Source organism: Azospirillum sp. INR13, from assembly GCF_015390205.1.
Classification (GTDB): Bacteria; Pseudomonadota; Alphaproteobacteria; order Azospirillales; family Azospirillaceae; genus Azospirillum.
Genome location: NZ_VUOI01000049.1, coordinates 59,101 through 81,528, shown reverse-complemented (window position 1 = coordinate 81,528; position 22,428 = coordinate 59,101). Strand labels below are relative to the sequence as shown.

Below are 22,428 nucleotides of genomic sequence, written 5' to 3'. Positions count from 1 at the left end.
AAGTGCTCTGGTGGTTCACAGGAATGCAGATCAGTGCGGGTGGGGGGAGGCACAGTGCGAAACCGGAGCCTACCTTAGGGGCTAAGGAAGAAGGGGAAGGGCAGGGCGTGACATGGTCGACGCACGGCGTTGGTGAGGTGCTTGTGGTCCTCGCGAACAAGCTGGTGTTGCCTCCCGCCCGGCGCGGCGGGCCCGATCAGCGCCATAGGACAAGAACGTGCAGATTTCCTGCCACCGCATCCATCGCCAGGTGGAAACCACGACGTTTACCGATCCCAGCCGCACATTCGCTAAGCCGCGCCGCTGCGACCTCACGTGGAGCCTATTTTTGAAAGCCAGGAGAGAGCCCGCGGCGCACCTGCTCTTGATCACGCCCCCAGCGAGTGAGGCAGTTGTCAGCTTTAGCCGCACTCCGTGAGACTAGACGATCAGAACGGCTTTACTGGAGCAGACGATACGATCCGCCATGCCGGATCAGCGGCTATCAGGTGAGATGAGATCGCACTGATATGGAGTTGCCCATAGAGCACCAGGATGCTGCAGTCGCGTGCGTCCTCGATCGCGCGAGCGACGCGCTGTTCACGCAGGGTCGTGATTGCCGGTGGGAGCACCGCGTGTGCATATCGACCTGATGTTGTGGTGGCGAGCAGGATCTGGAAGGCAGCGCGCACGCGGTCCTGAACCCACCCGGGCAGACCGTCAAACGTTTCCCGCACTTCCGTCAAGTTGAATGGCGCGTCAGGCTGGAGGTCGTGGGCGGACGGTGGGATAGGGGGGAGTTCCGCGAGCAGCTCCGATAGCGTCATATCCACGTTGCGTACATCGGGTCCAGGCCGACCGATGATGACCTCGTTGTCCTGGAGCACCAAGCCTTCGGCAAGCGCTGGAGCAAGCATCTCATAAGGATGCGCCTCACTGTCCGCGAGGAGGTTTGGCGCACCTCCCAATGTGTTCAGGACATCGGAGAAGGCATCGTTGCCGCGGCCGAGGTCGTCGCGGACCCCTTCGTAGAACACGAGCCACCCTTCGGCCCGACGGCGAGCGACCAATTCGCCCACGTCGCGGTAGAACTCCGGCGAGTGACCTTCCCCCGGCAGAAAGGACACCGGGTTAAGCGGCTCGAAGCTCGGCCTGGTCCGGGGTGATGTAGCCGAGAGCCGAGTGCAGTCGCTGGCGATTGTAATAGCCTTCGATGTAGGCGAACAGATCTCTGCGAGCGGCGTCGCGCGTTGCATAGCGGGCGCCATGGACGAGTTCCGCTTTCAAACTGCCGAAGAAACTTTCCATCGGGGCGTTATCCCAGCAGTTGCCTTTGCGGCTCATTGACTGCACGATGCCATTGCTTTTCAAAGCTTTTCGGTAATCCCCAGCGGCGTATTGACTACCACGATCCGAGTGGTGCAGGAGGCCGGGCTGGGGCCGTTGCCGCTGGACCGCCATGGTCAGGGCCGCCAGCGGCAGTTCGGTGCGCATGTGGTCGCGCATTGCCCAGCCCACGGCCTTGCGGCTGAACAGATCCAGGACGACGGCGAGATACAGCCAGCCCTCGTCCGTCGGGATGTATGTGATGTCGGTGAGCCAAGTCTGGTTCGGCTTCGCCGGGGCAAAGTCGCGATTGAGCCGATTGGGCGCCACCGGCAAACCGTGCCGGCTGTCGGTGGTGCAGACGCGATAAGCCTTGGCGCGTTGCGCCCGCAGGCCGTGGCGGCGCATGAGGCGTTCGACACGCCTGCGACTGGCGGTGTGCCCATTCGCCCGCAGGGCGGCATGAATGCGAGGAACTCCGTAGCGTTGACGATGCGCGTCGTGAAGGCGCCGGATGTCATCGAGCAACTGCCGGTTCGCTGCTTTGCGTGGGCTCTCCGGTCGCGTGCGCCAAGCATAATAGCCCGATGGCGACACGCCGATGGCATCGCAGAGCACCCGAACCGGGTATTCGTCGCAGCAGTCTGCAATGATTCGGAACCTCATCTCGGTGCTTCCGAGAAGATGGCTACAGTTTTTTTTAATATATCCCGTTCCATCTGGACGCGGGCGAGTTCGCGTTTTAGACGGGCGATTTCCGATGCTTGATCAGCGCCTGTGATCAGGGGGGCCGCCGCTTGCTGGACGGGGGGCATCGACGGCCCCCCTGACCCGGTTAGGCGGCGCTGCCATTTCCGTAACACCGAGGGCTGCACTCCCAATTCACGGGCGATCTGCGCAAGGGAGCGGCCGCTGCTGGCCAACAGCGCCACCGCCTCTTGCTTGAACTCGTCCGTAAAGATGCGCCGTGTCGTCGTCATTCTTGACCTCTCCGCTCCATCTGGAGCTTAGCAGAGGTGTCCACTGATTCGGAGGAGGGTCACAAGGCATATCGGATGGTCAGGCGGGGCGGGCGGAAATCGTGATCGGAGATAGTCTGCATGATTCCTCACTCGCCAGCCGCGTTGCGCTCGAACAAATGCCAATAGGTGCCCATGACGAGCGCCACCCAAGCTATTATAACGGTCGGGGACCACATAAAGGCCACCTCAAGAACGCTGAATAGGGGCGTGTCGATGTAACCGGCGAAAGATGCGAATTCGCTAAGGTTAACCTTTAGAAATTCGTGATAGATGTCACGATTCATATGGTAATAAATCGCGCTGACTGGGTGGTAGATAACTATCAGAGCCGCGGCCAGTGTACCCTTATTCCGTAGCGCCCAAGAGATCATCTTGTGTCCTCCAGTTTCGGCGCAGCATCCTAGCAGCCACATTTGGTCACCGCGCCGGAGAAAGACGACGCCTTTCGACGCCTTTCAGGCATGATAGCGCCCACGTCGGAGGTGATTCGGCCACTAACAAGGGCGGTGATCGCTGGATTGCGGGCAATCGGTGACAAGTCGGGCGAAAACCCCGTACTCTCGGCCGCGGCGGGCGTGCACTCCGTTGACCCGTGGCGAGACTGCTTCAAAACCAGAATTAAACGCGAATTCAGCGGCTTAACCTCCCGCCCCCCTGCACCAGCTTCAGCTGTGGTGAATTATCTGGGTTAGGAACAATACCGTGTCGTTAATGGGTGCCTTGAACCTTGCAGTAGTTTGGCCGGACGCTGAGTCGTTGGCAGTCCACCCAACGATTGAAGGTGTTTGGATTGAGGGCGTGGCGGCGGCAGTAGTCGGCTCGCGATAGGCCGCTGGCGCGCCACGCCTTGACATGTTGGCGGTCTGGTGTCGCGGCACGGCGATTCGCCGTGGTGGTTGGCAGTTCGGCCGCGGACACTGGTTCAGGCGTTTTGGGAAGGGGAGCCGACGGCTGCAGGTCAGTGGGCGGTAGAATGCGGATGTGGTCCTCGTAACTCCAGCGGCGATGGTCCGTGGTGGCGGCCCGGCTGCGGGTGGGAAAGTTGCTCATCTTGCGTTTCACCACGCGCGGATTGTGGCGCCCGCGGCTCCGTTCCGCGGGCACCGCGCGGATCTCAGCCAGGATCATCACCAGCATCCGCTGCCGTCGCCGAGGGGGAAAACGCCGCATGCAGCGGCAGATGGCGGCGCACCACACGCACCGTGTGCAGGAAGGAGAGTGTGTCCGGATCGCGGGCGTCGGCGGCCCCGAAGGCTTGGCTGGCCTGCACCATCAGGTGGCGCAACGCGAAATGGGCAAGCAGCAGCCCATAGACCTCCTGCTCGACCAGATCAGCCCGGCGCGAACGCAGCATCAGCCGCCGTCCGGGCAACGTCACCTTGATCTCGGCGAAGAGGACTTCCACCTCCCAGCGCTCATGGTACAGCGCCGCCAACTCGCCGGCGGGTGCGGTGGCGGGGTTAAGCAATGTGGTGATCAGCCGGTACACGGGCTCAGCCTCCGGCACGCTGTCGAGTTGGTAGTCGATGACCCGGACGAGCACGCCTCCTTCCTGGCGGCGGCGATGGGCGGGCGAGGCGTACAGGCGGCTCAAGTAGGAGCCGTCCGGCAGCGCCGTCTCGCATGCGAACACCTGATTGGCCCGCAGTCGCCACAGCAACTCGGCTTTTGTGGCGCAGGCCGCCTGCCACAACTCGAAGCCGACGAAGCCGCGGTCGGCCAAGCACAACATACCCGGCTGGAGCCGATCGAGCAGGCGCCCGGCCAGCGTCGTCTCCGCCACGGCGTAGGCGTCGAATGCGGCGGCGAAGATCGCATGGGTGCCGGTTTCCGCCAATGCCAACAGGCGCAGCTGGGGATAGGCGCTCATGCCCCGCGACGCCGCCGGCCGACCAAAGCGCGTGTCGATCTCGGCCGTGTCTGGCAGTTCGAGGGTGGTGCCATCCAGGCTGACCAAGCGGTGACCGCGATAAAAGGCCCCGGGCAGGCCCGGCGTGGCGAGCGGCCGTGCGACGCGCCGGTACAACTCGGCCAGCGGCGCCACGCCAAGGCGACGGCGCGCCTTGGTAATGGAGGACTTGGTGGCGAGTGCGAGGACATCGCCGCCCCGGCACAGCCAACGCACGCCCTCCAGCAGACAGCGCAGCACCTCGCCGTAGGAAGCCTGCCCGTACAGCGCCAAGGCCATGATGTAGTAGACGACCAGCCGCGCCGGGAGGGAGCGGTGACGAACGCTTGCCCGTTCAGTCTCAGCCAGGACCGTATCGATCAGCGACGCCGGCACCGTGGTTGTCAGTACCCCGAGCGTCACATGATCGCTGAGCCGCACCCCTCGCGGCAACGCCGCCACTGTCCGCGCCATGACACCGCCCTCCGCAGACCATGATCTGCGACCTTCAACAGACGGGCAGGCTTAACGACACGGTGTTGGGGTTAGGAACGGCCCGACAAGGCCAAGCACTGGAGCGGCCGGACGATGGCGCCGGCCGGAGGGGTGAGCAGCAACATCGTGCTCCGTGTCCGGCACGTTGACGGCCTTAAGCCGCATTGGTAGTGCACCTTCATGCTGGCGCGCAAACCGCGTCAGGTTCTGGCGCAGGGGTTCAGTTTGCTCGCAGCAGAACCGCACCGGATTCTTGAGCTTCGGCGACCGACCGATAATAGGAGATCGCGAATATGCGCAGCGCCGAAGGCAGGCTTTCAGCCCCACGGCGGCAGTTGAGCCGCTCGACAAGAGTGTCCAAGTCGGTGTACTGGCGGGCTGCGAGGTCCTGAAGCCCGTCCCAGAACTCTTCCTCGAGCTCGACGGTCGTCGGCGTCTCGCACAGGGTGAACACGATGGCGATCTTATTCGTTTTCATAACGGCCTGCGGCCATCCTTTGTGGAACGTAGTGGTGCTGGTGGGCGCCACAGACTAGCCGGTCCGGACTGCGCTATCCACGCCGGTGCTATCACGCCAGGGATGGTCATGTACGGCGGCACGGCCCTTTGCCAGGGACGCTCCGCAGTAAGGGCACGACGTTGAAGCTGCCATTTCGTCGTGGACCAGGTGGTCGCGCCCACACTCGCAAGCCTTGAACGAAATGGTCCGAGAACGTAGCTCCCGACCAAGTACCCAAGCGGCAGCGATGGTCGCCGCCGCAGCTGTGTTCGGGGCCTGCGATGCGAGGTGCAAATCGTGGGAAACGATCAACGCATTCACGTCGACGCGGCGATAGGCATTGCTACCCGCCATTCGGGCATAGTGGCCCAGGAAGATTGACGCCTGACGCGCTGAGCCGGTCGTTCCGAGGAGATCAGCGATCTGCGGGAGAACGGACGGCGGGGGTGGCGCGTTGTGAAACTGCCGGTAAAGCTCCCGGACAGCGTCACTTGGGAGACCGGTGTGGAGGCGAATGACGGGAAGGGGAAACCACCGCAGGATCATGCGCGCAGCCAGATCGGATTCCGAGTGCCCGGCGGCAGGGCGTGGCAGTGAGGCGGCCGACATTCAGAGACGCTCCTGTAATGTATCGATTGGGTTTCTCATCTGTTTTGCGCAGCTCTAAACTTCATCAACTCGTAAGGACAAGTGAGGCCAACTACAGCGCACATTTCTAAGATGATTGTCACCTTCCTGGAGGCTGATTGTCTGGCGTCATAAAGCGATTGTCGATAACCGTGACGCTGTTACACACATAATTGCTAAAAACTTAACAAAAAGTTTACTTAGAAATTGAGGAGTATTTTAGAAAAAAGTGCAGTTGTTGGGCGGTCGTTGTCTAAGATGACTTCAGAGTGAAGTTGGCACCTTGGGCCGTATAGGATTTCGTTGGCAAGCGAGGCGTGGAGACAGATAGCGTGCCGCTTTCTACTGGATTTTTCACCGCTCCACCGGCGACGGATCGACGAGTCAACCGCTTCGATGTGGCTCTTCCAACTGAAAGCGTTCTTGCTGCCGAACGCCCTCTCATCAGGCGGTGGTTGCTGCCGATCCTAATGATCGTCGTTATCCATCAGTGGGTCGTGTGGGTGGGGTCCACCTCATCGCCGTCGAACGTTAAGTGTGGAAGCGCGCCGTCACCCGGGCGGACGTTGTGGCCAGCCGGCCAGGGGACTGGTGAGATCGATGGCCGAAAGATCGGGGAGGGAGTGTCGTCGGGCCGACGGGAGCGGCGCTCGCCTCAGCGGCTCCGGCGAGGCCGGCGCGCCGGCATAGGGGTTCGTCGTGCAAACCTGTCGTTTTCTCCTGAAAACTCTCTCGCTGCCTGAGCAAGGTCCTATTACGGATCAAGGACTTCCATGCAGACCTTGCGGCCGAGAGCATTCTTGCACCGGAAAGCTCTCGCAGAAGGGCGTCTGGGGTATGGGACGGCGATCCGACGATCCACCTGATGACCCGCGCTCATCCGAGGCCGATCGGTTGGCCACACAGCCTGATTGTATTCTGGATCGCATCTAATCTGAAGAGCGAGGCACGTGCCGCCGCCGTCAATCATCGTGCCGCCTGTCTCAATCGGATGTCTCAGACCGTCCGCTGCGGAGCTGTCGGATTGGCGAAGTGGAGTCGGCGTCCTTGCTGGTTATGACGCGAGTCATGACGTGCGCTTGCAGGCGCTCGGGCTTGTCCGGAGGTCGTGTCCCGAGGCGTGGTGTAGGAGCCGGGGCGCTCATCTTGTCTCCGGCAGATCTGGCCGGTACAGTCACGCGGCCGTAGCGGGCAACGTGAGGGCGAGATCATCGCGCAAGGGGGCGATGGTTTCCAGATGCTATGGGACGGCGTGACGTTGCGGCACGCTGAGGCATTTGGAACCGATGGAGACGCTCCCATGCAGCAGCCCGAGATCGGCCGCTCGACGGCCACCTTCGTTCCCGAAGAAACCCTGGTTGCGGTCATTGAGATGAGCCTGTCCACGTGGCTCGTTGCCGGGCTTGTACCCGGTGTCGACCGGCGTCCTTTGAAAAAGCTCAGCCCCGATGAGAACGACCTTCTGCTTCTCCTGGATGGCTGGCGCTGCGAGGCAATGGCCGCTGGCCGAACGATCACGCGTGTCGTGGTCGCGTACGAGTCCGGGCGGGATGGGTTCTGGCTGGCACGCTGGCTGCGGGCCCGAGGCATCGAAGCCCATGTCATCCACGCCAGCAGCGTGGCGGTGTCGCGCGAGCGTCGCCGCGCGAAGACCGATCGGCTCGATACGGCGCTGCTCACGCGCGTCCTGCTGGGCTGGCTGCGTGGCGAACCCGGACATTGCTCTATGGTGGCCGTGCCGGGGATTGAGGAGGAAGACGCGAAGCGTCCGACACGCGAGCGTGAGAACCTGATAGCCGAGCGCACTCGGATCGTAAACCGGATGAAGGCGACTTTCGCCCGTCTCGGCATTCGCAACGTCAACCCGGCACTGCGCAAGACGGCCGAACGACTGGATGTGCATCGGCCTGCAACACTGGGCCAGTTTCAGGGGTGATCGGCGTCCAATAACCAGCCACCCCTGATCTGGCAGACTACCACCCTGGGTTTGGACGACAGGGTGGCGGACAGGGATGTTGACGGTGGAGACGATCTCACGGATACGACGCGAGCACGCGAAGGGGAAAAGCATCCGGGCCATTGCCCGGTCGCTGAAGGTGTCGCGGGAGACGGTGACGAAATACCTGCGCTCGGGCGAGACGGCGCCGCGCTACGAGCGCCAGCACCAGCCGCTTCCGAAGTTGTCCGGGTTCCAGGAGGAGCTGGAACGGCTGATCACGGAGAACGAGCGGCGGCCAGCCCGCGACCGGCTCGACTACCTGGGGCTCTTCGGACGGCTGAAGGATGCCGGCTTCCAGGGCGGCTACGACACGGTGCGGCGCTACATCAAGCGCTTCAAGCAGCGCCAGCCGCCGAGTGGGCCGGTGAACGCCTACGTTCCGCTCACCTTTGCCCCGGCCGAGGCGTACCAGTTCGACTGGGCGGAAGAGTGGATCATCCTGGACGGCGTGACGACCAAGGTGCAGGTGGCCCATGCCCGCCTGTGCCACAGCCGCATGCCGTTTGTGGCGGTCTACCCGCGCCAGACCCAGGAGATGGTGTTCGACGCCCACGCCCGTGCCGCGGCCTTCTACGGCGGCCTGTGCGAGCGCGGCATCTACGACAACATGAAGACGGCGGTGGACGCCGTATTTGTCGGCAAAGAGCGCCGCTTCAACCGCCGCTTCGCCCAGATGTGCTCGCATTACCTGGTCGAGCCGGTGGCCTGCACCCCGGCTTCGGGCTGGGAAAAGGGCCAGGTCGAGAACCAGGTCGGCACCTTGCGCCAGCGGCTGTTCACGCCGCGGCTGCGGGCCAAGACGCTGGAAGAGGTGAACGAACGCCTGCACGACGAGGTGATCGTCTGGGCCCAACAGACGCCGCATCCAGAGGATAGGAGCCGGACGGTGTGGGAGGTGTTCCAGGCGGAGCGGCCGGCGCTGATCACCGTGAGCGATCCTTTCGACGGCTTCCACGAGGCCACGCTCAGCGTCTCGAAAACCTGCCTGATCCACTTTGACCGCAACCGCTACAGCGTGGCCGCGATCGCCGCCGGCAAGCCGGTGCAGGTCCGCGCCTACGCGACACGGATCGTGGTGTGGTTCAACGGCGCGATCGTCGCCGAGCACCCACGAGCTTTCGGGCACGGCCACACGCGGTACAATCCGCTGCACTACCTGCCGGTTCTCGTCCGCAAGCCGGGGGCGCTGCGCAACGGGGCGCCGTTCCGGGACTGGGATTTGCCGCCAGCCCTGGCGACGGTGCGGACCCGCCTGGGCCGCGGCGACGACGCTGACCGGCAGTTCGTTGGCGTGCTCGCCGCCATCCTCACCGATGGCCTGGAGGCGGTGGAGGTCGCCTGCCGCGAGGCACTGGCGAGCGGTACGCACAGCCGGGACGTGATCCTGAACATCCTCGCCCGGCGCCACGACGTCACACCGGCACCGGCCATGGCGGTGCCGACGGCGTTGACGCTGTCCATTGAGCCGGCCGCCGACTGCGGGCGCTACGACCGCCTGCGCGCGGTGCGGGAGGGCTGCCATGGAACGGCATGAGCTGATGGCGATGATGGCCGAGCTCAGCCTGGCCGGCATGCGTGCCGCCTACGACGAGGTAATGAGCGATGGACTGAAGCGGCAGCGCACCGTCCAGCAGATCCTGGGCGACCTGCTGGCGGCGGAGCGGGCGGAGAAGCAGGCGCGCTCGATCCGCTACCAACTCGGCGCCGCCAAGCTGCCTCTGGCCAAGACGCTGGCCGAGTTCGACTTCACCGCCAGTCCCCTCAACGAGGGGCTGGTGCGCGACCTGCACGATGGCGGCTTTCTGGAAACCCAGCGCAACGCCGTGTTCATCGGGGGAACCGGGACCGGCAAGACGCACATGTGCATCACCATCACGGCCAACTGCGTGCGCCGCGGCGCCCGTGCCCGGTTCTTCAACGTCATCGACCTGGTGAACCGGTTGGAGGCCGAAGCCCGGACCGGGCAGGCGGGCAAGCTCGCTGACCAGTTGACCCGCGTTGATCTCGTGGTGCTGGACGAACTCGGCTACCTGCCGTTCTCCCAGAGTGGCGGCCAACTGCTGTTCCACGCGCTCAGCCAGTTGTACTCGCGGACCTCGGTGTTGATCACCACCAACTTGAGCTTCGCTGAATGGCCGACGGTGTTCGCTGGCGACGCCAAGATGACCACCGCTTTGCTCGACCGGCTGACGCATCACTGCGACATCCTGGAAACCGGCAACGAGAGCTGGCGGTTCAAGAACCGCTCCTGATCCAAAGCCTTTCCCCTATCCGTTGCCCAGGGGGGCCCACAGGCCCCTCCCACGCGCGCCGCTGCGTCAGCCATAAGGGCACTCCGCGGCGCGCGCGGGACCCTCCCGTGGACTCCCTGGACAACAGGTTCTGCAACCGCAAGCGTGGCTGGAAATTGCAAGCCGATGCCGGCTGGAATTTGGAAGCCGATTGACATCCGTCAGTGATAGTAGGAAGGGCCGCGCAGATTGGCGTGCTCGCCGGCACCGGCCGGATCCGCCGCCGTGGCGGGGGGCGCCGCCAACCAGCGCTGGACGTAGCGGTAGGATCCGACGTTGGCCTCCAGGGCCGCCTGGCAGGCTTGCTCCAGCCGGTCGGTGCCATGGGTGGCGGCCAGACGGATCAGGCCGATCCCAGCCCGCACCGCCTGTTCGGGATGATCGGCGCCGGCCAGGATGCGCGCGAACAGCAGCGCGGCGGCCGGGCCGATGGCGGCCAAGTCGGCCTGGATGGCGTCGGGGGTGAAGCGGGTGACGGCCCGGTGGTTGGCGGGGCGATGGGCGTCCAGCGTCACGGTGGCGCCATCCTGCCGCCGGACATGGCAGGCCATCCGCTTGCCGCGCAGAAAGACGCTGATCACGCAGGCGGTGCTGTGCACGTCGACCGTCTTGCCGATCAGCGTGTGGGAACCGAGTAGACGCCGCCGTCGAGGGCGAGATGATAGTCGGGCGGCACCTTGTGGCGAGCCCAGGTGCCGGGCACGAAGCGTTCCGGCGGCAAGGGGCGCAGGGTCGGCTTCTCCTCGGTGGCGAACAGGCCGGCGCGCGTGTCCTGTGGCCTGCGGCTCAAGGGAGCGGCGTTGAGGGCGGCCAGCTTGTCGCGCAAGGCCGCGTTGGCGGCGTCTAACGTGGCGAAGAGCGTATCGCGCAACGGAGCCAGCACCCGCCGCTCGACCTGCTGCACACCGTTCTCGGCGCTGGGCTTATCGCGTGGGCGCCTCACCCGGGCCGGCAGAACGGCGGTGCGGTAATGCCGGGCGAGATCGTGATAAGCCGGGTTGATCGCCGGATCGTAGAAGGAGGCGTGGCTGACGCCGACCTTGAGATTATCCGGCACCAGCTTGCCCGGCACGCCGCCCAGATGTTCGAACAGCCGGACGTGGGAGGCCAGCCACTCCTCCGCCTGCTGGGTCCAGGTCGCCTCGGCATAGACGTAGCCCGAATACGGCAGACAGGCGACAAACACCTGGGCCTGCCGCGCCTCGGCGCCGAGCCCGACGCTCAGCGTCATCCCGGCGTAATCAACCTCGATCGCCGCCCCCGGCCGATGCTCCCGGCGCAGACGCGGCTCGGCATGGGCACCCTGCCATGCCCGGAAATGCTGAACGAATTGGGTGTAACGATAGCCGCCGGGATGGACCTCCAGGTATTCCTCCCACAGCAGCCGCAGCGTTACGCCACGGCGGCTGAGTTCACGGCTGATGTGTCGCCAGTCGGGCACCGGGCGCGCCGACGTGACCGGAGGCGGGAACAGCCGCTCCTCCAACTCGACGTCCGTCCACCCCAGCACATCCGCGTACCGCAGCCCGGAGGCCCGTAGCCGATCCAGGTAATCGCGCACGGTGCTGCGCGGAAGCCGGCAGGCATCGGCAATCTGCCGTTGGCTGGCGCCGAACTCATCCCGCAGACGAAGGACTTCTCTGATCCGCCGCATGTCCGACCTCGCTCGGGGCATCCCGATCCTCCTTGGCCTGTGCCGTGGAAAGATCATGGGGATGCCAAAGGCTGGTTCGGACCCCGACACCACCACCCCTACGGGTGGGCGAATTCACCGAAACGGCTGGGCGCTTTCACCGTTCTGCCCGGGCGCTTTCCGCCGTTCCTACTGGGTGCTTTCCGCCGAAATATGCAACGACTGCAGATTCCGACTGAAAGCGGCCACGGTTTCCGACGCGAAAGCGGCCAGTGTTCCGATCGCAAGCCGGCCGGCATTCCGATTTGATGGCGGCCACCATTCCGACATGAAGCCGGCCACCCTTCCGCTGTGAAGGCGGCCGGCGCCATCGTCGGCATGATGATGGCGTCTTCCCTGCGAGGAGAGCTTCCATCAAGCACCGCCTCCTGATCCAACCGACAGGAGGAGCGGATGCCAGCCTTGAGGCTTTCCATGCGGCAGATCCGTGAATTGTTTCGCCTGAAGTTCGGCAGCCTGCTGCCGACTAGCGATCGCCAGATCGCAGCCCAGCTCGGTGTCGCGCGCAGCACCGTGGCGGAGTACCTGGAGCGCGCCCATGCCGCTGGCCTGTCCTGGCCACTGCCCCCCGACCTCAGTGTCCGTTTGAAAACGGTTGGCGCCGAGAGCGTGTTGTGATTCAAGCTTCGTATGTGGACCGAAGCGACGCGCGGCCGGATGGCCAGGATCGAGAAGAAGACGAAACGGTATGTGACGGACCTGACCGACGAGGAATGGTCCCTGATAGAACCGTTGATGCCGAAGAAGGCGCGTACCGGCCGCCCGCGGGATGTGAACCTTCGGGAGGTCTTGAACGCGTTGCGCTACCTGGCGCGAACGGGCTGTGGTTGGCGGATGTTGCCGAAGGATTTCCCGCCCTGGCAGACGGTGTACTGGTGGTTTCGGCTGCTCGTCCGACGGCTGCTGTTCCAGACGATCCACGACGTGGCGTTGATGATCGACCGTGAACGGGCCGGCCGTGAGGCCAGTCCGAGCGCCGGCGTGGTGGACAGCCAGACGGTGAAGGCGCCCACCGCCCGCGAGCGGGGCTACGATGCCGGCAAGAAGATCAGCGGGCGCAAGCGGCACATCGCGGTGGATACCGACCGCCGCCTGCTGATGGTCAACCTGACCACCGCCGACATCTCGGATTCCGCCGGTGCGCAGCAGATCCTGGACGTGCTGCGCAAGCGCTGGCCGTGGATGAAGCATCTGTTCGCCGACGGCGCCTATGACCGGACCAAGCTGATGGACAAGGCCGCCTTCCTCGACTTCACCGTCGAAGTGGTGCGCCGTACCGACAGCGATCCCGGCTTCAAGGTCGTTCCGCGGCGGTGGGTGGTCGAACGGACCTTCGGCTGGATGACCCGTTGGAGACGCTTGGTCCGCGATTACGAAGCTCGGATCGACGTCTCCAAAGGCATGATACAACTCGCTATGGCAAGCCTGCTACTCCGGCGAGTCTGTCACTGAACCGGTTGTCAAACGGACTCTCAAGTCGCGCTCTTGTCACCACCCTGCAACGCGCCTACCTTCGGCCGAATTAAACGTTGATGAATGATCTTGTTATTAGTTATAGGAAATTGCTTCCTGAGTTCTGATCTTTTCTAACGATAGAATGTAGATCATATAGGAAAAGGAGCTTGTCGATATACGCCAAGCTCTAAGTGCTACGCTCGACGAAGGGAGATCTCGGAGCGTGGGGATGCAAGAGACTAGAGCGCCAATGTCATCTCCGGCACCGCTTTGAACAGGTCGGCGACGAGGCTGTAATCGGCGACCTGGAAGATGGGAGCTTCCTCATCCTTGTTGATGGCGACGATCACCTTGCTGTCCTTCATGCCGGCGAGGTGCTGGATCGCACCGGAAATGCCGACGGCGATGTACAGCTCGGGTGCCACGATTTTGCCGGTTTGTCCGACTTGGTAGTCGTTGGGAGCGAAGCCCGCGTCCACCGCCGCGCGCGATGCGCCTACCGCCCCGCCCAGCTTGTCAGCCAGGGTTTCGAGCAGCTTGAAGTTCTCGTTCGACTGCATGCCGCGCCCGCCGGACACGACGACACGCGCGGCTGTCAACTCCGGCCGCTCCGACTTGGTCAGTTCCTGGCCGACGAAAGTGGACGTGCCGTTCGACATGCAGTTGCCCAGCCTCTCCACCGGCGCCGAGCCGCCCTCGGTCGCCGCTGTCTCGAAGGCGGTGGTGCGCACCGTGATCACCTTGATGGCGTCCGAGGATTGCACCGTCGCGATGGCGTTGCCGGCGTAAATCGGGCGAGTGAAGGTGTCTGCACTCTCCACTGACAAGATGTCGGAGATCTGCTGCACGTCGAGCAGCGCTGCAGCGCGCGGCAGCACGTTCTTGCCGACCGAAGTGGCCGGGGCGAGGACGTGGCTGTAACCGTTTTGGGCCGTCTCGGCGATCAGTGGTGCCATTGCTTCGGGTAGCTGGTGCTCCAGTTCCGGGCTGTCGGCCAGCAGCACCTTGGTGACGCCAGCGATCCTGGACACCGTGTCGGCTACCGACTGGGCACCCTTGCCGGCGACCAGCACATGCACGTCGGAACGGAACTTGGATGCGGCGGCCACGGCGTTCAGCGTGGCGGACTTCAAGCGGCATTGTCATGCTCCGCAAGGACGAGAATAGTCATGCTGAAAACCTCAATGGCATTTCAACTGGCAAGGCCCAGGCTGCTGAGCGTGGCTTCCTGCTCGAGAATGGGACGGAACGATGAGGACATGATGGCGGAGACGATCTCCTCAGGGCTAAGCTCCCACTCGTCCTGCGCGTTCATGAAGCGAATGAGCAGGGCAACGGCGTGCGGGCGCAGGTGATCCGGCAAATCCGCCAGATCGCCAGCAATCGCATCCCACCCATTGAGCGTCGAAATACCGAGCGCATTGCTCTGCATGGGCCCCCTCCTTCCATGGTCGGTCGAGCCGACGTCAGATCACGCACGTTTCGTTCTTGAGTCTGTCGACGAGGATTGCCACGTCGGCCACCTTGATGCCGGCCTTGCGCTTCGGCGGCTCCGCCACCTTCAGCGTCTTCAGCCGCGGCGCTACCTCTACACCCAGGCTGTCCGGCGTAACGGTGTCGAGCGTCTTTTTCTTCGCCTTCATGATGTTCGGCAGCGAAGCGTAGCGTGGCTCGTTCAGGCGCAGGTCGGTGGTGACCACGGCGGGTAGCGTCAGCTCCACCGTCTCCAGGCCGCCATCGATCTCGCGGGTGACGGTCACAACGCTGGCGCTGGGGGTGAGCTTGGAGGCAAACGTGCCCTGCGGCCAGCCGAGCAAGGCGGCCAACATTTGGCCGGTCTGGTTGCAATCATCGTCGATGGCCTGCTTTCCGAGCAGGATCAATCGCGGCTGCTCTTTCTCGACCAGGGCTTTCAGCACCTTGGCGACGGCCAGCGGTTGGGTTTCGGCTTCGGTCTGCACGAGGATGGCGCGGTCGGCTCCCATGGCCAGTGCGGTACGCAGCGTCTCTTGCGCCGCCACCGGGCCGATGGAGACGGCGATGATCTCGGTGGCCTCGCCGCCTTCCTTCAGGCGAACCGCCTCTTCGACGGCGATCTCGTCGAAGGGGTTCATCGAGAACTTGACGTTGGCAGTCTCGACACCCGAGCCATCCGCCTTGACGCGGATCTTCACGTTGTAGTCGACCACCCGCTTTACGGGTACCATTACCTTCATAGTGTTTGCTCCAATTGGAAACGGCACAGCCGCTGATGCAATCGGGCCCGGAGGGCGGCCAGTGTCGATGTCGTCCTGTACGCTGTCCTTCATCAGCAGAGGAACTGAGCGCTGTTCGCACGAAGCATCGCAATGGACAGAATATAGACCGACGCGTCGGTCTATATCAAGTGGCTTTCATGGCTTCGAAGCGAAACCGGTGTGCTGGCATCGCGTGCTCCCGGCCGATCTACCGCACCGAACGGCGGATTGTTCGATCGCTCAAAAATCTCCCTCTTGCGTGAAAGCTGGAATCCGTCTAGTTATAAACCGACGCGTCGGTCTATAACTAGACGCCACGAAATCCGGTGTGGAGAGAAATGATGTCGGTTGGCGGACCGCTTGTGATCGTCGGCTCCGGTTGTGCCGGTGTGGAATTGGCCTTTGCCGTGCGCCAGGGTGGCTGGACGTCGCCGATCGTAATGGTGGGTGACGAGAAGGAGCTTCCATATGATCGGCCACCTCTGTCGAAGGCCTACATGGAGGAAGGCGCCGCGGCCGACTCCCTGGTCTTGCGGCCGCTCAGTTCCTACAAGGAGGCTGGTGTCACCCTGAGGCTTGGGGTGAGGGTGCTCCATATCGACCGCGCCGGTCACACGCTCAGCTTGAGCGACGGCACGTCGTTGCATTACGGCAAGCTGGCACTCTGCACCGGCGGCCGGCCGCGTCTGCCGGCCTTCCGTGGGATGCCGGAAGGGGCGGTCCCTGCCAATCTGCATGTGCTGCGCACGCGCGACGACGCCGACGGCATTCGCGCCGCCTTGACGCCCGGCGTTCGCCTGGTGGTTATCGGCGGTGGCTATGTCGGGCTGGAAATCGCAGCTGCCGCCCGCAAGCGTGGGGCCAAGGTCACGGTCTTGGAATCGCAGCCACGCGTGCTGGCCCGAGTGACCGGCGCTGTCATGTCCGATTTCTATGAACGCGTTCATCGTCGGGAAGGAGTGGCAATCCACACCGGCGTCACGGTCGAGGGGATCCGCTGCGACGAATCCGGGCTGGTTACCGCCGTGTTATGTGGGGCTGCTGGGGAGTTCCCTGCCGATGTCCTGGTGGTTGGTATCGGGATGGAGGCAAACACAGCGCTAGCCGAGCAGGCCGGCCTCACCGTCGATGGCGGCATCCTGGTCGATGAGCTGTCGCGGACCTCCGATCCCGATATTCTTGCGGCCGGTGACTGCACGGTTCAGGACAGCGTTGCTTATGGTCGGCGCATTCGGCTGGAATCGGTTCCGAACGCCATAGAACAGGCCCGCGCGGCTGCCTCGCTGCTGTGCGGCAAGCCGAAGCCCAATCGCTCCACGCCGTGGTTCTGGTCGAACCAGTATGACCTGAAGCTACAGATGGTTGGGCTGTCGCATGATCATGACGGTTGCGTGGTGCGGCAGGCGCCGGGCGACGATGGTCCCATCGCCTTTTATCTGCGCCAGGGCCGGCTGATCGCGGCCGATGCGGTGAACCGGCCAGCTGATTTTATGATGGCCAAGCGGATGGTGGCGGCTCAACTGAAGGTTGATGCCGAGCGCTTGGCCGATCCCGCTGTGCCTCTGAAGGACCTGTTGGTGGCGTCCGATCTCAGGAAGAGTGCCTGACGACGGGCGCCCCGGATCGACCAGGAAAACAAAGAGCTTTGGGAAACATACAAATGATGGAGGAAACGATGTCTGTGCGTACGGGTCTGCGCACCACGCTCCAGCGCTTGCTTGGAGCGGCGGTTGCTTCGGTCATCGGCCTGTCGGTGCAAGCTGCCGAACCTTTCAAAATCGGCGCCTATCTTTCGGAAACCGGCCCGGCCGCCAATCTTGGCGCAGGGGAGATGAAGGCGCTGAAACTGTTCAGCGAACTGCTGAACAAGGAAGGTGGCATTGCCGGCCGCCCGATCGAGCTGTTCGCCTATGACGATGAATCCGATCCGGCCAAGGCCAACACCATCGTCAAGCGCCTGATCAGCAACGACAAGGTCTCGGCCATCATCGGCGGCACCACGACCGGCGCCACGCTGTCGAGCGTGCCGTTGGTCGAGCGTGCGAAGATCCCGATGCTGTCCTGCGCCGGCGGTGGTGCCATCGTCGAGCCGCTGCGTCCCACCGTTTTCAAGATGAACCCGACCGACGCCGTGGCGGTTGAGCGCATCCTGACCTACATCGCCGCCCAAGGCCTGACCAAGTTGGCGATCATTGCCGGCAATGACGCTTTTGGCCAGTCGGCCACCGCCGCCGCCCGCAAGCTCAGCGGGCCGCTGAAGCTGACCATCGTCGCCGAGGAGTTCTTCAACCCGAAGGACACCGACATGACAACCCAGCTGACCAAGCTGCGCCAGTCCGGCGCCGAGGCCATCCTCAACGCCGGCTTCGGCGATGCCGCCGCCATCGTTGCCAAGAATCTGAAACAGCTCGACATCAAGCTGCCGCACTTCGGCACCCACGCCATTGCCACCGAAGGCTTCCTCAAGCTGGCCGGCCCGTCGGCCGAGGGAATGGCGATCCCCAGCGGCGCCATCCTGGTGTGGGAGCAACTGCCGGCCAGCCACCCGCAGCGCCCGGTGCTGGAGCGCTTCGTCACTGCCTACAACGGTAAGTATGGCGAGGCCCCGTCCTATTTTGCCGGCAACGCCTACGATGCGCTGATGCTGATCAAACAGGCGGCCGAGGCCGGCGGCAGTGATCTGCGCACCAACATCGAGACCGCTGCGCTGGTCGGTGCTACCGGCACCTTCCGCATGTCGGCCAGCGATCACGTCGGCCTTGGCATAGACTCCATCGTCGTCGCGCGGGCGAAGGGCGGAAAGTGGGAACTGGTAGAGTAATACCACCACCCTCCAAGATATGATCGCGCTGCACACGGGTGTGTAATCCACGCGGGACGACGCTGCGTGACCTGGCCGCTGAAAGGCACGTTGGATGGACCTAGCCATTCTCCAATTCCTATCATCAGGAATAACCGAAGGCGCACGCTATGCGCTTGCGGCTCTTGGTTTCACGATCATTTTCAACGCAAGCGGCGTGATCAATTTCGCTCAGGGCGAGTCGATCATGCTCGGAGGATTGATTTCGGCCATCCTCGTGCAGGCCGGTTGGTCACTGCCGGTGGCCATCCTCGCTGCCGTGCTGTGCGCCACGCTCGCCAGCATCCTTTTGCAGAAGATCAGTCTCAGGGTTCTGCAACGGTCGGGGATCTTGACCGTGATCGTGCTCACCGTCGCCTTCGGCATGGTGGTCCGCGGCACGGTCCGGGCCGCCGCCGGTACGAGCACCATGACGCTGCCGCATTTCAGTTCGGCTCAGCCGCTTTCGCTCATGGGAGCGACGATCCTGCCGCAGACCTTGTGGGTGATCGTCACGGCGCTCCTGGTGCTGGCCATCCTCGGTTGGTTCTTTGAGTGCAGCCGCATGGGGCGCGCCTTTATGGCGACCGCGTCGAACGCCATCACCGCCCAATTGATGGGCATCAACACAAAGATGGTGCTGCTGCTGGCCTTCACAATTTCCGGTATAGTGGGCGCCGTTGCGGGCGCGGTCACTGCACCCATCACCTATACCTCCTTCGACGCGGGCGTGATGGTCGGGTTGAAGGCGGTCATCGGGGCCATCCTCGGCGGCATGGGCAGCATTCCTGGTGCTGTCGTCGGTGGCTTCCTGCTCGGCATCGCCGAGGCGTTGACCGCTGGCTATGTCTCCTCGGCCTACAAAGATGCCGTGTCCTTCCTGATGGTGGTTCTGGTCTTCCTGGTGCGGCCGAACGGTCTGTTCGGACGCCCTGCGGTGGAGCGTGTTTGATCATGAGCGATGCGGTGAATCAACTTTCCGGACGAACGAGCATGGCCTCGGCGCTGCCGCCGCTGGCGCTTGCCATAGTCGCGATCGGTTTTCCGATCGTCCTGACCAACCCCTTCTTCATAGCGCTGGCCAATCAGGTCTTCCTCAATGCGGCGGTCGCCGTGTCGCTGTCGGTGCTGCTTGGCACCACCGGCCAGCTCAGCCTCGGACACGCCGCCTTTGTTGCGCTCGGCGCCTATGGCTCGGCGCTTCTTGCGCAGCATGGCGTGGCGGTGCCGGCTTCCATTCTGATCGCCACCATCCTCGTCGGCCTGCTTGGCTGGGGCCTCGCCAGGCTGTTCCTGCGGCTGGCCGGCTACTATCTGGCGATCGCCACCCTGGGGGTTGGGCTGGTGGTCGCCGTGGTTCTGCGGAACGAAAAGGAAATCACCGGCGGCATCGACGGGTTGACGGTGGAGCCGCTGGCGTTGTGGGGCGCCGACATCTACAGCGAGGTGGTTTGGTACTACATCCTGCTGGCGGCTCTGACCCTGATCATTGCGGCCACCCTCACCCTTCTGAAGTCGCCGGCTGGTCGCGCTCTGCGTGCGCTGCACGACGCCGAGACGGCGGCCATCGCCCTTGGCGTCGACACCCTTCGGCTGAAGGTCCAGGTCTTCGTCTATTCGGCGGCTCTGGCGGCCCTGATGGGCGCGCTCTACGCGCACTATGTGGGCTTCATCTCGCCCAATGCCGCATCGTTTCACCGATCGGTGGAATTCGTCATGATGGTCGTGATCGGCGGCATCGGCTCGATCGCAGGTGCCGTGCTGGGCGCGCTGATCATTACCCTGCTGCCGGTTACGCTGGCTGATTTCGAACAGTTCGAGACCCTGGTCGCCGGCAGCATCCTCCTGGCAACGCTGATCTTCCTGCCGGAAGGACTGGTCCGCCCGGTGAAGCGGATTTGGCGTCGGAGGGTGTCATGAGCACTGTCTCTCCGGTGTCGGCCCAATTCTCCGACACGCCCTTCGTGGCGTTGCACGCGGTGTGCAAATCCTTTGGTGGTCCTAACGTTCTGGACGATATCAGCTTTGTGCTGAAGCACCGTCAGGTGCATTCGATCATCGGTCCAAACGGGGCCGGCAAAACCACCTTGATGAACATCATCAGCGGACTCTACCGTCCGACGAGCGGCCGGGTGCTGCTGGACGGTGCCGACATCGCCGGCCGTAAGCCGTCCGATCTGCCTTCCATGGGACTGTCGCGCACCTTTCAGAATCTCAAGATTTCCGGCTCCATGACGGTGCTGGAGAACGTCATGCTGGGCCGCCACCGGCTGCTGAAGAACGGCTTCGTTCGCGGTCTGTTTGGTGGTCCGGATGCCCGCCGGGCCGAGATGGGGGCGCGGCGGGTTGCCAGCGACCTGCTGGACTTTGTCGGGCTCAACTCCGACGGTGAGCGTATGCCGGGCGAACTTTCCTATGGTGCGCTGAAGCGGGTGGAGATCGCCCGGGCGCTGGCCTCGGAACCAAGCCTGCTGCTGCTCGACGAGCCGGCGGCCGGCCTCAATCCGCAGGAGACGGGCGAAATCAAGGCGCTGATCCAGGCGCTGGCCGGGCGCGGCATCACCGTCATTCTCGTCGAGCATGACATGAAGCTGGTCATGGAGGTGTCGGATAACGTCGTCGTCATCAATTACGGTCGCAAGATCGCGGAAGGTCCGCCTGAGCAGGTCGCCCGCAACCCCCGACGTCATTACCGCCTACCTTGGAACGCGGGGGCATTGACCATGCAAGATGTCGTCGACATCATCCAATCGGAACATCGCAGCATGCACCAGATCAGCGCCGTGCTGGAACTGGTCTGCAGGGACGCAGGCGATGATCCGGACGCCCTGAACCTGACGCTGGTCGACGCCGGTCTGGCCTACTTCGCCGGCTTCAGCCGCGAGGTTCATCACCCAAAGGAGGAGGGTTTCGTCTTCGCCCCCTTGCGCGGCCTGAGTGTGGAGACCGACCGGGCGCTCGACCAGTTGACCACCCAGCATGTGGAGGAGGCACACCAGCTGGAGAAACTGCGGCAGCGTGTGCACGAGGCTCGCGACCGCACCGACCGCGCCCGTGTCCGCGACGACCTGCTGGAGTTCCTGAGCTGCCTTGGCAAACACATCCAGTTGGAGGAAACGGCGATCCTGCCGTTGGTTCGCAGCCAGTTGCCGGACGAGAGCCGGAAAGCTGCCTACGATGCCTTCCTCGCTCACAGCGATCCGCTCAGCGCTGACGCCGACCGCGCCTTCACCGAACTGCGCCACATCGTCGCCAGCATGGCGCCGGCCCCATTCGGGCTCGGTGCCCGGGAGGCGGCCCTCAACACGGCCGTGAGCGAAGGGACGGTGCTGCCGTTGCTCGCGCTGGAGGGGATCGACGCCTTCTACGGCAGCAGACAGAGCCTGCACGGCATCACGGTGGAAGCCGCCTCCGGACGGTTGGTCTCCATCGTCGGCAGCAACGGGGCTGGCAAGACGACCCTTCTGAAGACGATCTCCGGTATCCATCCGACGCGTAAGGGACGCATCCTCTTCGAGGGGTCAGACATCGCCCGGCTGCCGGCGTGGCGCCGCGTGGCGCTCGGCATCGCCCATTGCCCGGAAGGCCGGCAGGTTTTCGGCACGTTTACGGTCGAGCAGAATTTGCAGATCGGCGGCTTCACCCAGCCGACGGCCGGCGTCGCCGAGGCCGTGGAGCAGATGTATGCGCTGTTCCCGGTCCTCAAAGAGAAGCGACGTCAATCCGCTGCCACGCTATCCGGTGGCCAGCAGCAGATGCTGGCCATCGCCCGGTCGCTGATGAGCCGGCCGAAGCTGCTGCTGCTCGACGAGCCGTCCATGGGGCTGGCACCGCTGATCGTCGAGGAGGTGTTTGCCATCATCTCCCGCCTGAGGCGACAGGGCCTGACCATCCTGCTGGTCGAGCAGAACGCTGCCGAGGCGTTGCCGCTGTCGGATCAGGGATATGTGTTGGAAACCGGCCGCATCGTCCTGCAAGGCCCCGGCCAAGAGCTGGCCGGCAACGAGCAGGTGCGACAGGCCTATTTGGGGCTGTGACGGCTCGTGTTTCGGGCAGCGGGTGGATTTTTGCAGTGGAG

The 22,428-nt window shown here is 63.8% G+C and carries 19 protein-coding genes and 2 pseudogenes; 11 read left to right on the top strand and 10 right to left on the bottom strand.

The features are described from left to right. Positions 1-428 precede the first annotated feature (428 nt). The 6 genes from F1643_RS21170 to F1643_RS25185 form a co-directional block, all read right to left on the bottom strand. Positions 429-1,106 (bottom strand): hypothetical protein, encoded by a 678-nt coding sequence (locus tag F1643_RS21170; RefSeq protein WP_194915269.1) that lies wholly within the window; start codon positions 1,104-1,106, stop codon positions 429-431. A gap of 4 nt (positions 1,107-1,110) precedes the next feature. Further along, positions 1,111-2,285 (bottom strand): IS3 family transposase gene (locus F1643_RS21165; RefSeq protein ID WP_194915268.1). Its coding sequence is split into 2 segments (ribosomal slippage): positions 1,111-1,997 and positions 1,997-2,285, totalling 1,176 coding nucleotides; the frame shifts between segments, so codons are not numbered across the junction. Between the two features lie 750 nt (positions 2,286-3,035). Further along, positions 3,036-3,464 (bottom strand): hypothetical protein, encoded by a 429-nt coding sequence (locus F1643_RS21160; protein ID WP_194915267.1) that lies wholly within the window; start codon positions 3,462-3,464, stop codon positions 3,036-3,038. Beyond that, positions 3,442-4,689, bottom strand: coding sequence for an IS4 family transposase (locus F1643_RS21155; protein ID WP_194915266.1), 1,248 nt, complete (start codon positions 4,687-4,689; stop codon positions 3,442-3,444). The genes F1643_RS21160 and F1643_RS21155 overlap by 23 nt, the downstream gene beginning before the upstream one ends. A 241-nt stretch (positions 4,690-4,930) precedes the next feature. Further along, positions 4,931-5,188, bottom strand: coding sequence for a ribbon-helix-helix domain-containing protein (locus tag F1643_RS21150; protein ID WP_194915265.1), 258 nt, complete (start codon positions 5,186-5,188; stop codon positions 4,931-4,933). 54 nt (positions 5,189-5,242) lie between these two features. Next, the gene (locus F1643_RS25185; protein ID WP_194915264.1) at positions 5,243-5,818 is read right to left on the bottom strand and encodes a FlhC family transcriptional regulator; all 576 of its coding nucleotides are present in this window, start codon (positions 5,816-5,818) and stop codon (positions 5,243-5,245) included. A gap of 1,318 nt (positions 5,819-7,136) precedes the next feature. Between F1643_RS25185 and F1643_RS21140 the strand changes: the two genes are divergently transcribed. From F1643_RS21140 to istB, 3 genes are all read left to right on the top strand, one after another. Continuing rightward, positions 7,137-7,772: a transposase gene (locus tag F1643_RS21140; RefSeq protein WP_206692607.1), complete on the top strand. Its 636-nt coding sequence runs from the start codon at positions 7,137-7,139 to the stop codon at positions 7,770-7,772. Between the two features lie 76 nt (positions 7,773-7,848). Further along, positions 7,849-9,369, top strand: coding sequence for an IS21 family transposase (gene istA, locus F1643_RS21135; protein ID WP_194915263.1), 1,521 nt, complete (start codon positions 7,849-7,851; stop codon positions 9,367-9,369). Continuing rightward, positions 9,356-10,087: an IS21-like element helper ATPase IstB gene (gene istB, locus F1643_RS21130; protein WP_194915262.1), complete on the top strand. Its 732-nt coding sequence runs from the start codon at positions 9,356-9,358 to the stop codon at positions 10,085-10,087. The genes istA (F1643_RS21135) and istB overlap by 14 nt, the downstream gene beginning before the upstream one ends. Before the next feature lie 200 nt (positions 10,088-10,287). Here the strand turns inward: istB and istA (F1643_RS21125) are convergent. Continuing rightward, a pseudogene (istA, locus tag F1643_RS21125) lies at positions 10,288-11,801 on the bottom strand (IS21 family transposase). Between istA (F1643_RS21125) and F1643_RS21120 the strand changes: the two are divergent. From F1643_RS21120 to F1643_RS21110, 3 genes are all read left to right on the top strand, one after another. Continuing rightward, positions 11,779-12,114, top strand: a complete 336-nt coding sequence (locus F1643_RS21120; protein WP_194915261.1) for a hypothetical protein — start codon at positions 11,779-11,781, stop codon at positions 12,112-12,114. The pseudogene istA (F1643_RS21125) and the gene F1643_RS21120 sit on opposite strands and share 23 nt — an antisense overlap. Before the next feature lie 119 nt (positions 12,115-12,233). Then, on the top strand, positions 12,234-12,437 hold the full coding sequence (locus tag F1643_RS21115) for a hypothetical protein (protein ID WP_194915260.1): 204 nt from the start codon (positions 12,234-12,236) through the stop codon (positions 12,435-12,437). A gap of 12 nt (positions 12,438-12,449) precedes the next feature. Continuing rightward, on the top strand, positions 12,450-13,271 hold the full coding sequence (locus F1643_RS21110) for an IS5 family transposase (RefSeq protein WP_194915258.1): 822 nt from the start codon (positions 12,450-12,452) through the stop codon (positions 13,269-13,271). 242 nt (positions 13,272-13,513) lie between these two features. On the opposite strand, the pseudogene F1643_RS21105 reads toward F1643_RS21110, so the two are convergent. From F1643_RS21105 to F1643_RS21095, 3 genes and pseudogenes are all read right to left on the bottom strand, one after another. Then, positions 13,514-14,445 (bottom strand): annotated as a pseudogene (locus F1643_RS21105) (electron transfer flavoprotein subunit alpha/FixB family protein). A 21-nt stretch (positions 14,446-14,466) separates the two neighbouring features. Then, entirely contained in the window at positions 14,467-14,706 is a 240-nt protein-coding gene (locus F1643_RS21100) for a hypothetical protein (protein WP_194915257.1), read from the bottom strand. A gap of 34 nt (positions 14,707-14,740) precedes the next feature. Continuing rightward, on the bottom strand, positions 14,741-15,490 hold the full coding sequence (locus tag F1643_RS21095; protein ID WP_194915256.1) for an electron transfer flavoprotein subunit beta/FixA family protein: 750 nt from the start codon (positions 15,488-15,490) through the stop codon (positions 14,741-14,743). A 359-nt stretch (positions 15,491-15,849) separates the two neighbouring features. Here F1643_RS21095 and F1643_RS21090 point away from each other — a divergent pair, with 359 nt between their 5' ends. The 5 genes from F1643_RS21090 (at position 15,850) to F1643_RS25180 (ending at position 22,387) form a co-directional block, all read left to right on the top strand. After that, a complete protein-coding gene (locus F1643_RS21090) occupies positions 15,850-17,118 on the top strand; it encodes an NAD(P)/FAD-dependent oxidoreductase (RefSeq protein WP_255543131.1) in 1,269 nt (422 codons plus the stop codon). 68 nt (positions 17,119-17,186) lie between these two features. Further along, positions 17,187-18,332 carry an ABC transporter substrate-binding protein gene (locus F1643_RS21085; RefSeq protein ID WP_194915255.1) on the top strand — a complete coding sequence of 382 codons (1,146 nt, stop codon included), beginning with the start codon at positions 17,187-17,189 and terminating at the stop codon, positions 18,330-18,332. A 94-nt stretch (positions 18,333-18,426) separates the two neighbouring features. Continuing rightward, on the top strand, positions 18,427-19,302 hold the full coding sequence (locus F1643_RS21080) for a branched-chain amino acid ABC transporter permease (protein ID WP_194915254.1): 876 nt from the start codon (positions 18,427-18,429) through the stop codon (positions 19,300-19,302). Positions 19,303-19,343: 41 nt separating this feature from the next. Then, on the top strand, positions 19,344-20,270 hold the full coding sequence (locus F1643_RS21075; RefSeq protein ID WP_194915253.1) for a branched-chain amino acid ABC transporter permease: 927 nt from the start codon (positions 19,344-19,346) through the stop codon (positions 20,268-20,270). Further along, positions 20,249-22,387, top strand: a complete 2,139-nt coding sequence (locus tag F1643_RS25180; protein ID WP_206692606.1) for an ATP-binding cassette domain-containing protein — start codon at positions 20,249-20,251, stop codon at positions 22,385-22,387. The genes F1643_RS21075 and F1643_RS25180 overlap by 22 nt, the downstream gene beginning before the upstream one ends. Positions 22,388-22,428 lie beyond the last annotated feature (41 nt).

What these genes read in the sequence shown, in the direction of transcription:
- F1643_RS21160 (WP_194915267.1), bottom strand. Translation starts at nt 3,464, where the DNA reads ATGCTGGTGATGATCCTGGCTGAGATCCGCGCGGTGCCCGCGGAACGG.
- F1643_RS21155 (WP_194915266.1), bottom strand. Translation starts at nt 4,689, where the DNA reads ATGGCGCGGACAGTGGCGGCGTTGCCGCGAGGGGTGCGGCTCAGCGAT.
- F1643_RS21150 (WP_194915265.1), bottom strand. Translation starts at nt 5,188, where the DNA reads ATGAAAACGAATAAGATCGCCATCGTGTTCACCCTGTGCGAGACGCCG.
- F1643_RS25185 (WP_194915264.1), bottom strand. Translation starts at nt 5,818, where the DNA reads ATGTCGGCCGCCTCACTGCCACGCCCTGCCGCCGGGCACTCGGAATCC.
- F1643_RS21140 (WP_206692607.1), top strand. Translation starts at nt 7,137, where the DNA reads ATGCAGCAGCCCGAGATCGGCCGCTCGACGGCCACCTTCGTTCCCGAA.
- istA (WP_194915263.1), top strand. Translation starts at nt 7,849, where the DNA reads ATGTTGACGGTGGAGACGATCTCACGGATACGACGCGAGCACGCGAAG.
- istB (WP_194915262.1), top strand. Translation starts at nt 9,356, where the DNA reads ATGGAACGGCATGAGCTGATGGCGATGATGGCCGAGCTCAGCCTGGCC.
- F1643_RS21120 (WP_194915261.1), top strand. Translation starts at nt 11,779, where the DNA reads ATGTCCGACCTCGCTCGGGGCATCCCGATCCTCCTTGGCCTGTGCCGT.
- F1643_RS21115 (WP_194915260.1), top strand. Translation starts at nt 12,234, where the DNA reads ATGCGGCAGATCCGTGAATTGTTTCGCCTGAAGTTCGGCAGCCTGCTG.
- F1643_RS21110 (WP_194915258.1), top strand. Translation starts at nt 12,450, where the DNA reads ATGTGGACCGAAGCGACGCGCGGCCGGATGGCCAGGATCGAGAAGAAG.
- F1643_RS21100 (WP_194915257.1), bottom strand. Translation starts at nt 14,706, where the DNA reads ATGCAGAGCAATGCGCTCGGTATTTCGACGCTCAATGGGTGGGATGCG.
- F1643_RS21095 (WP_194915256.1), bottom strand. Translation starts at nt 15,490, where the DNA reads ATGAAGGTAATGGTACCCGTAAAGCGGGTGGTCGACTACAACGTGAAG.
- F1643_RS21090 (WP_255543131.1), top strand. Translation starts at nt 15,850, where the DNA reads ATGATGTCGGTTGGCGGACCGCTTGTGATCGTCGGCTCCGGTTGTGCC.
- F1643_RS21085 (WP_194915255.1), top strand. Translation starts at nt 17,187, where the DNA reads ATGTCTGTGCGTACGGGTCTGCGCACCACGCTCCAGCGCTTGCTTGGA.
- F1643_RS21080 (WP_194915254.1), top strand. Translation starts at nt 18,427, where the DNA reads ATGGACCTAGCCATTCTCCAATTCCTATCATCAGGAATAACCGAAGGC.
- F1643_RS21075 (WP_194915253.1), top strand. Translation starts at nt 19,344, where the DNA reads ATGGCCTCGGCGCTGCCGCCGCTGGCGCTTGCCATAGTCGCGATCGGT.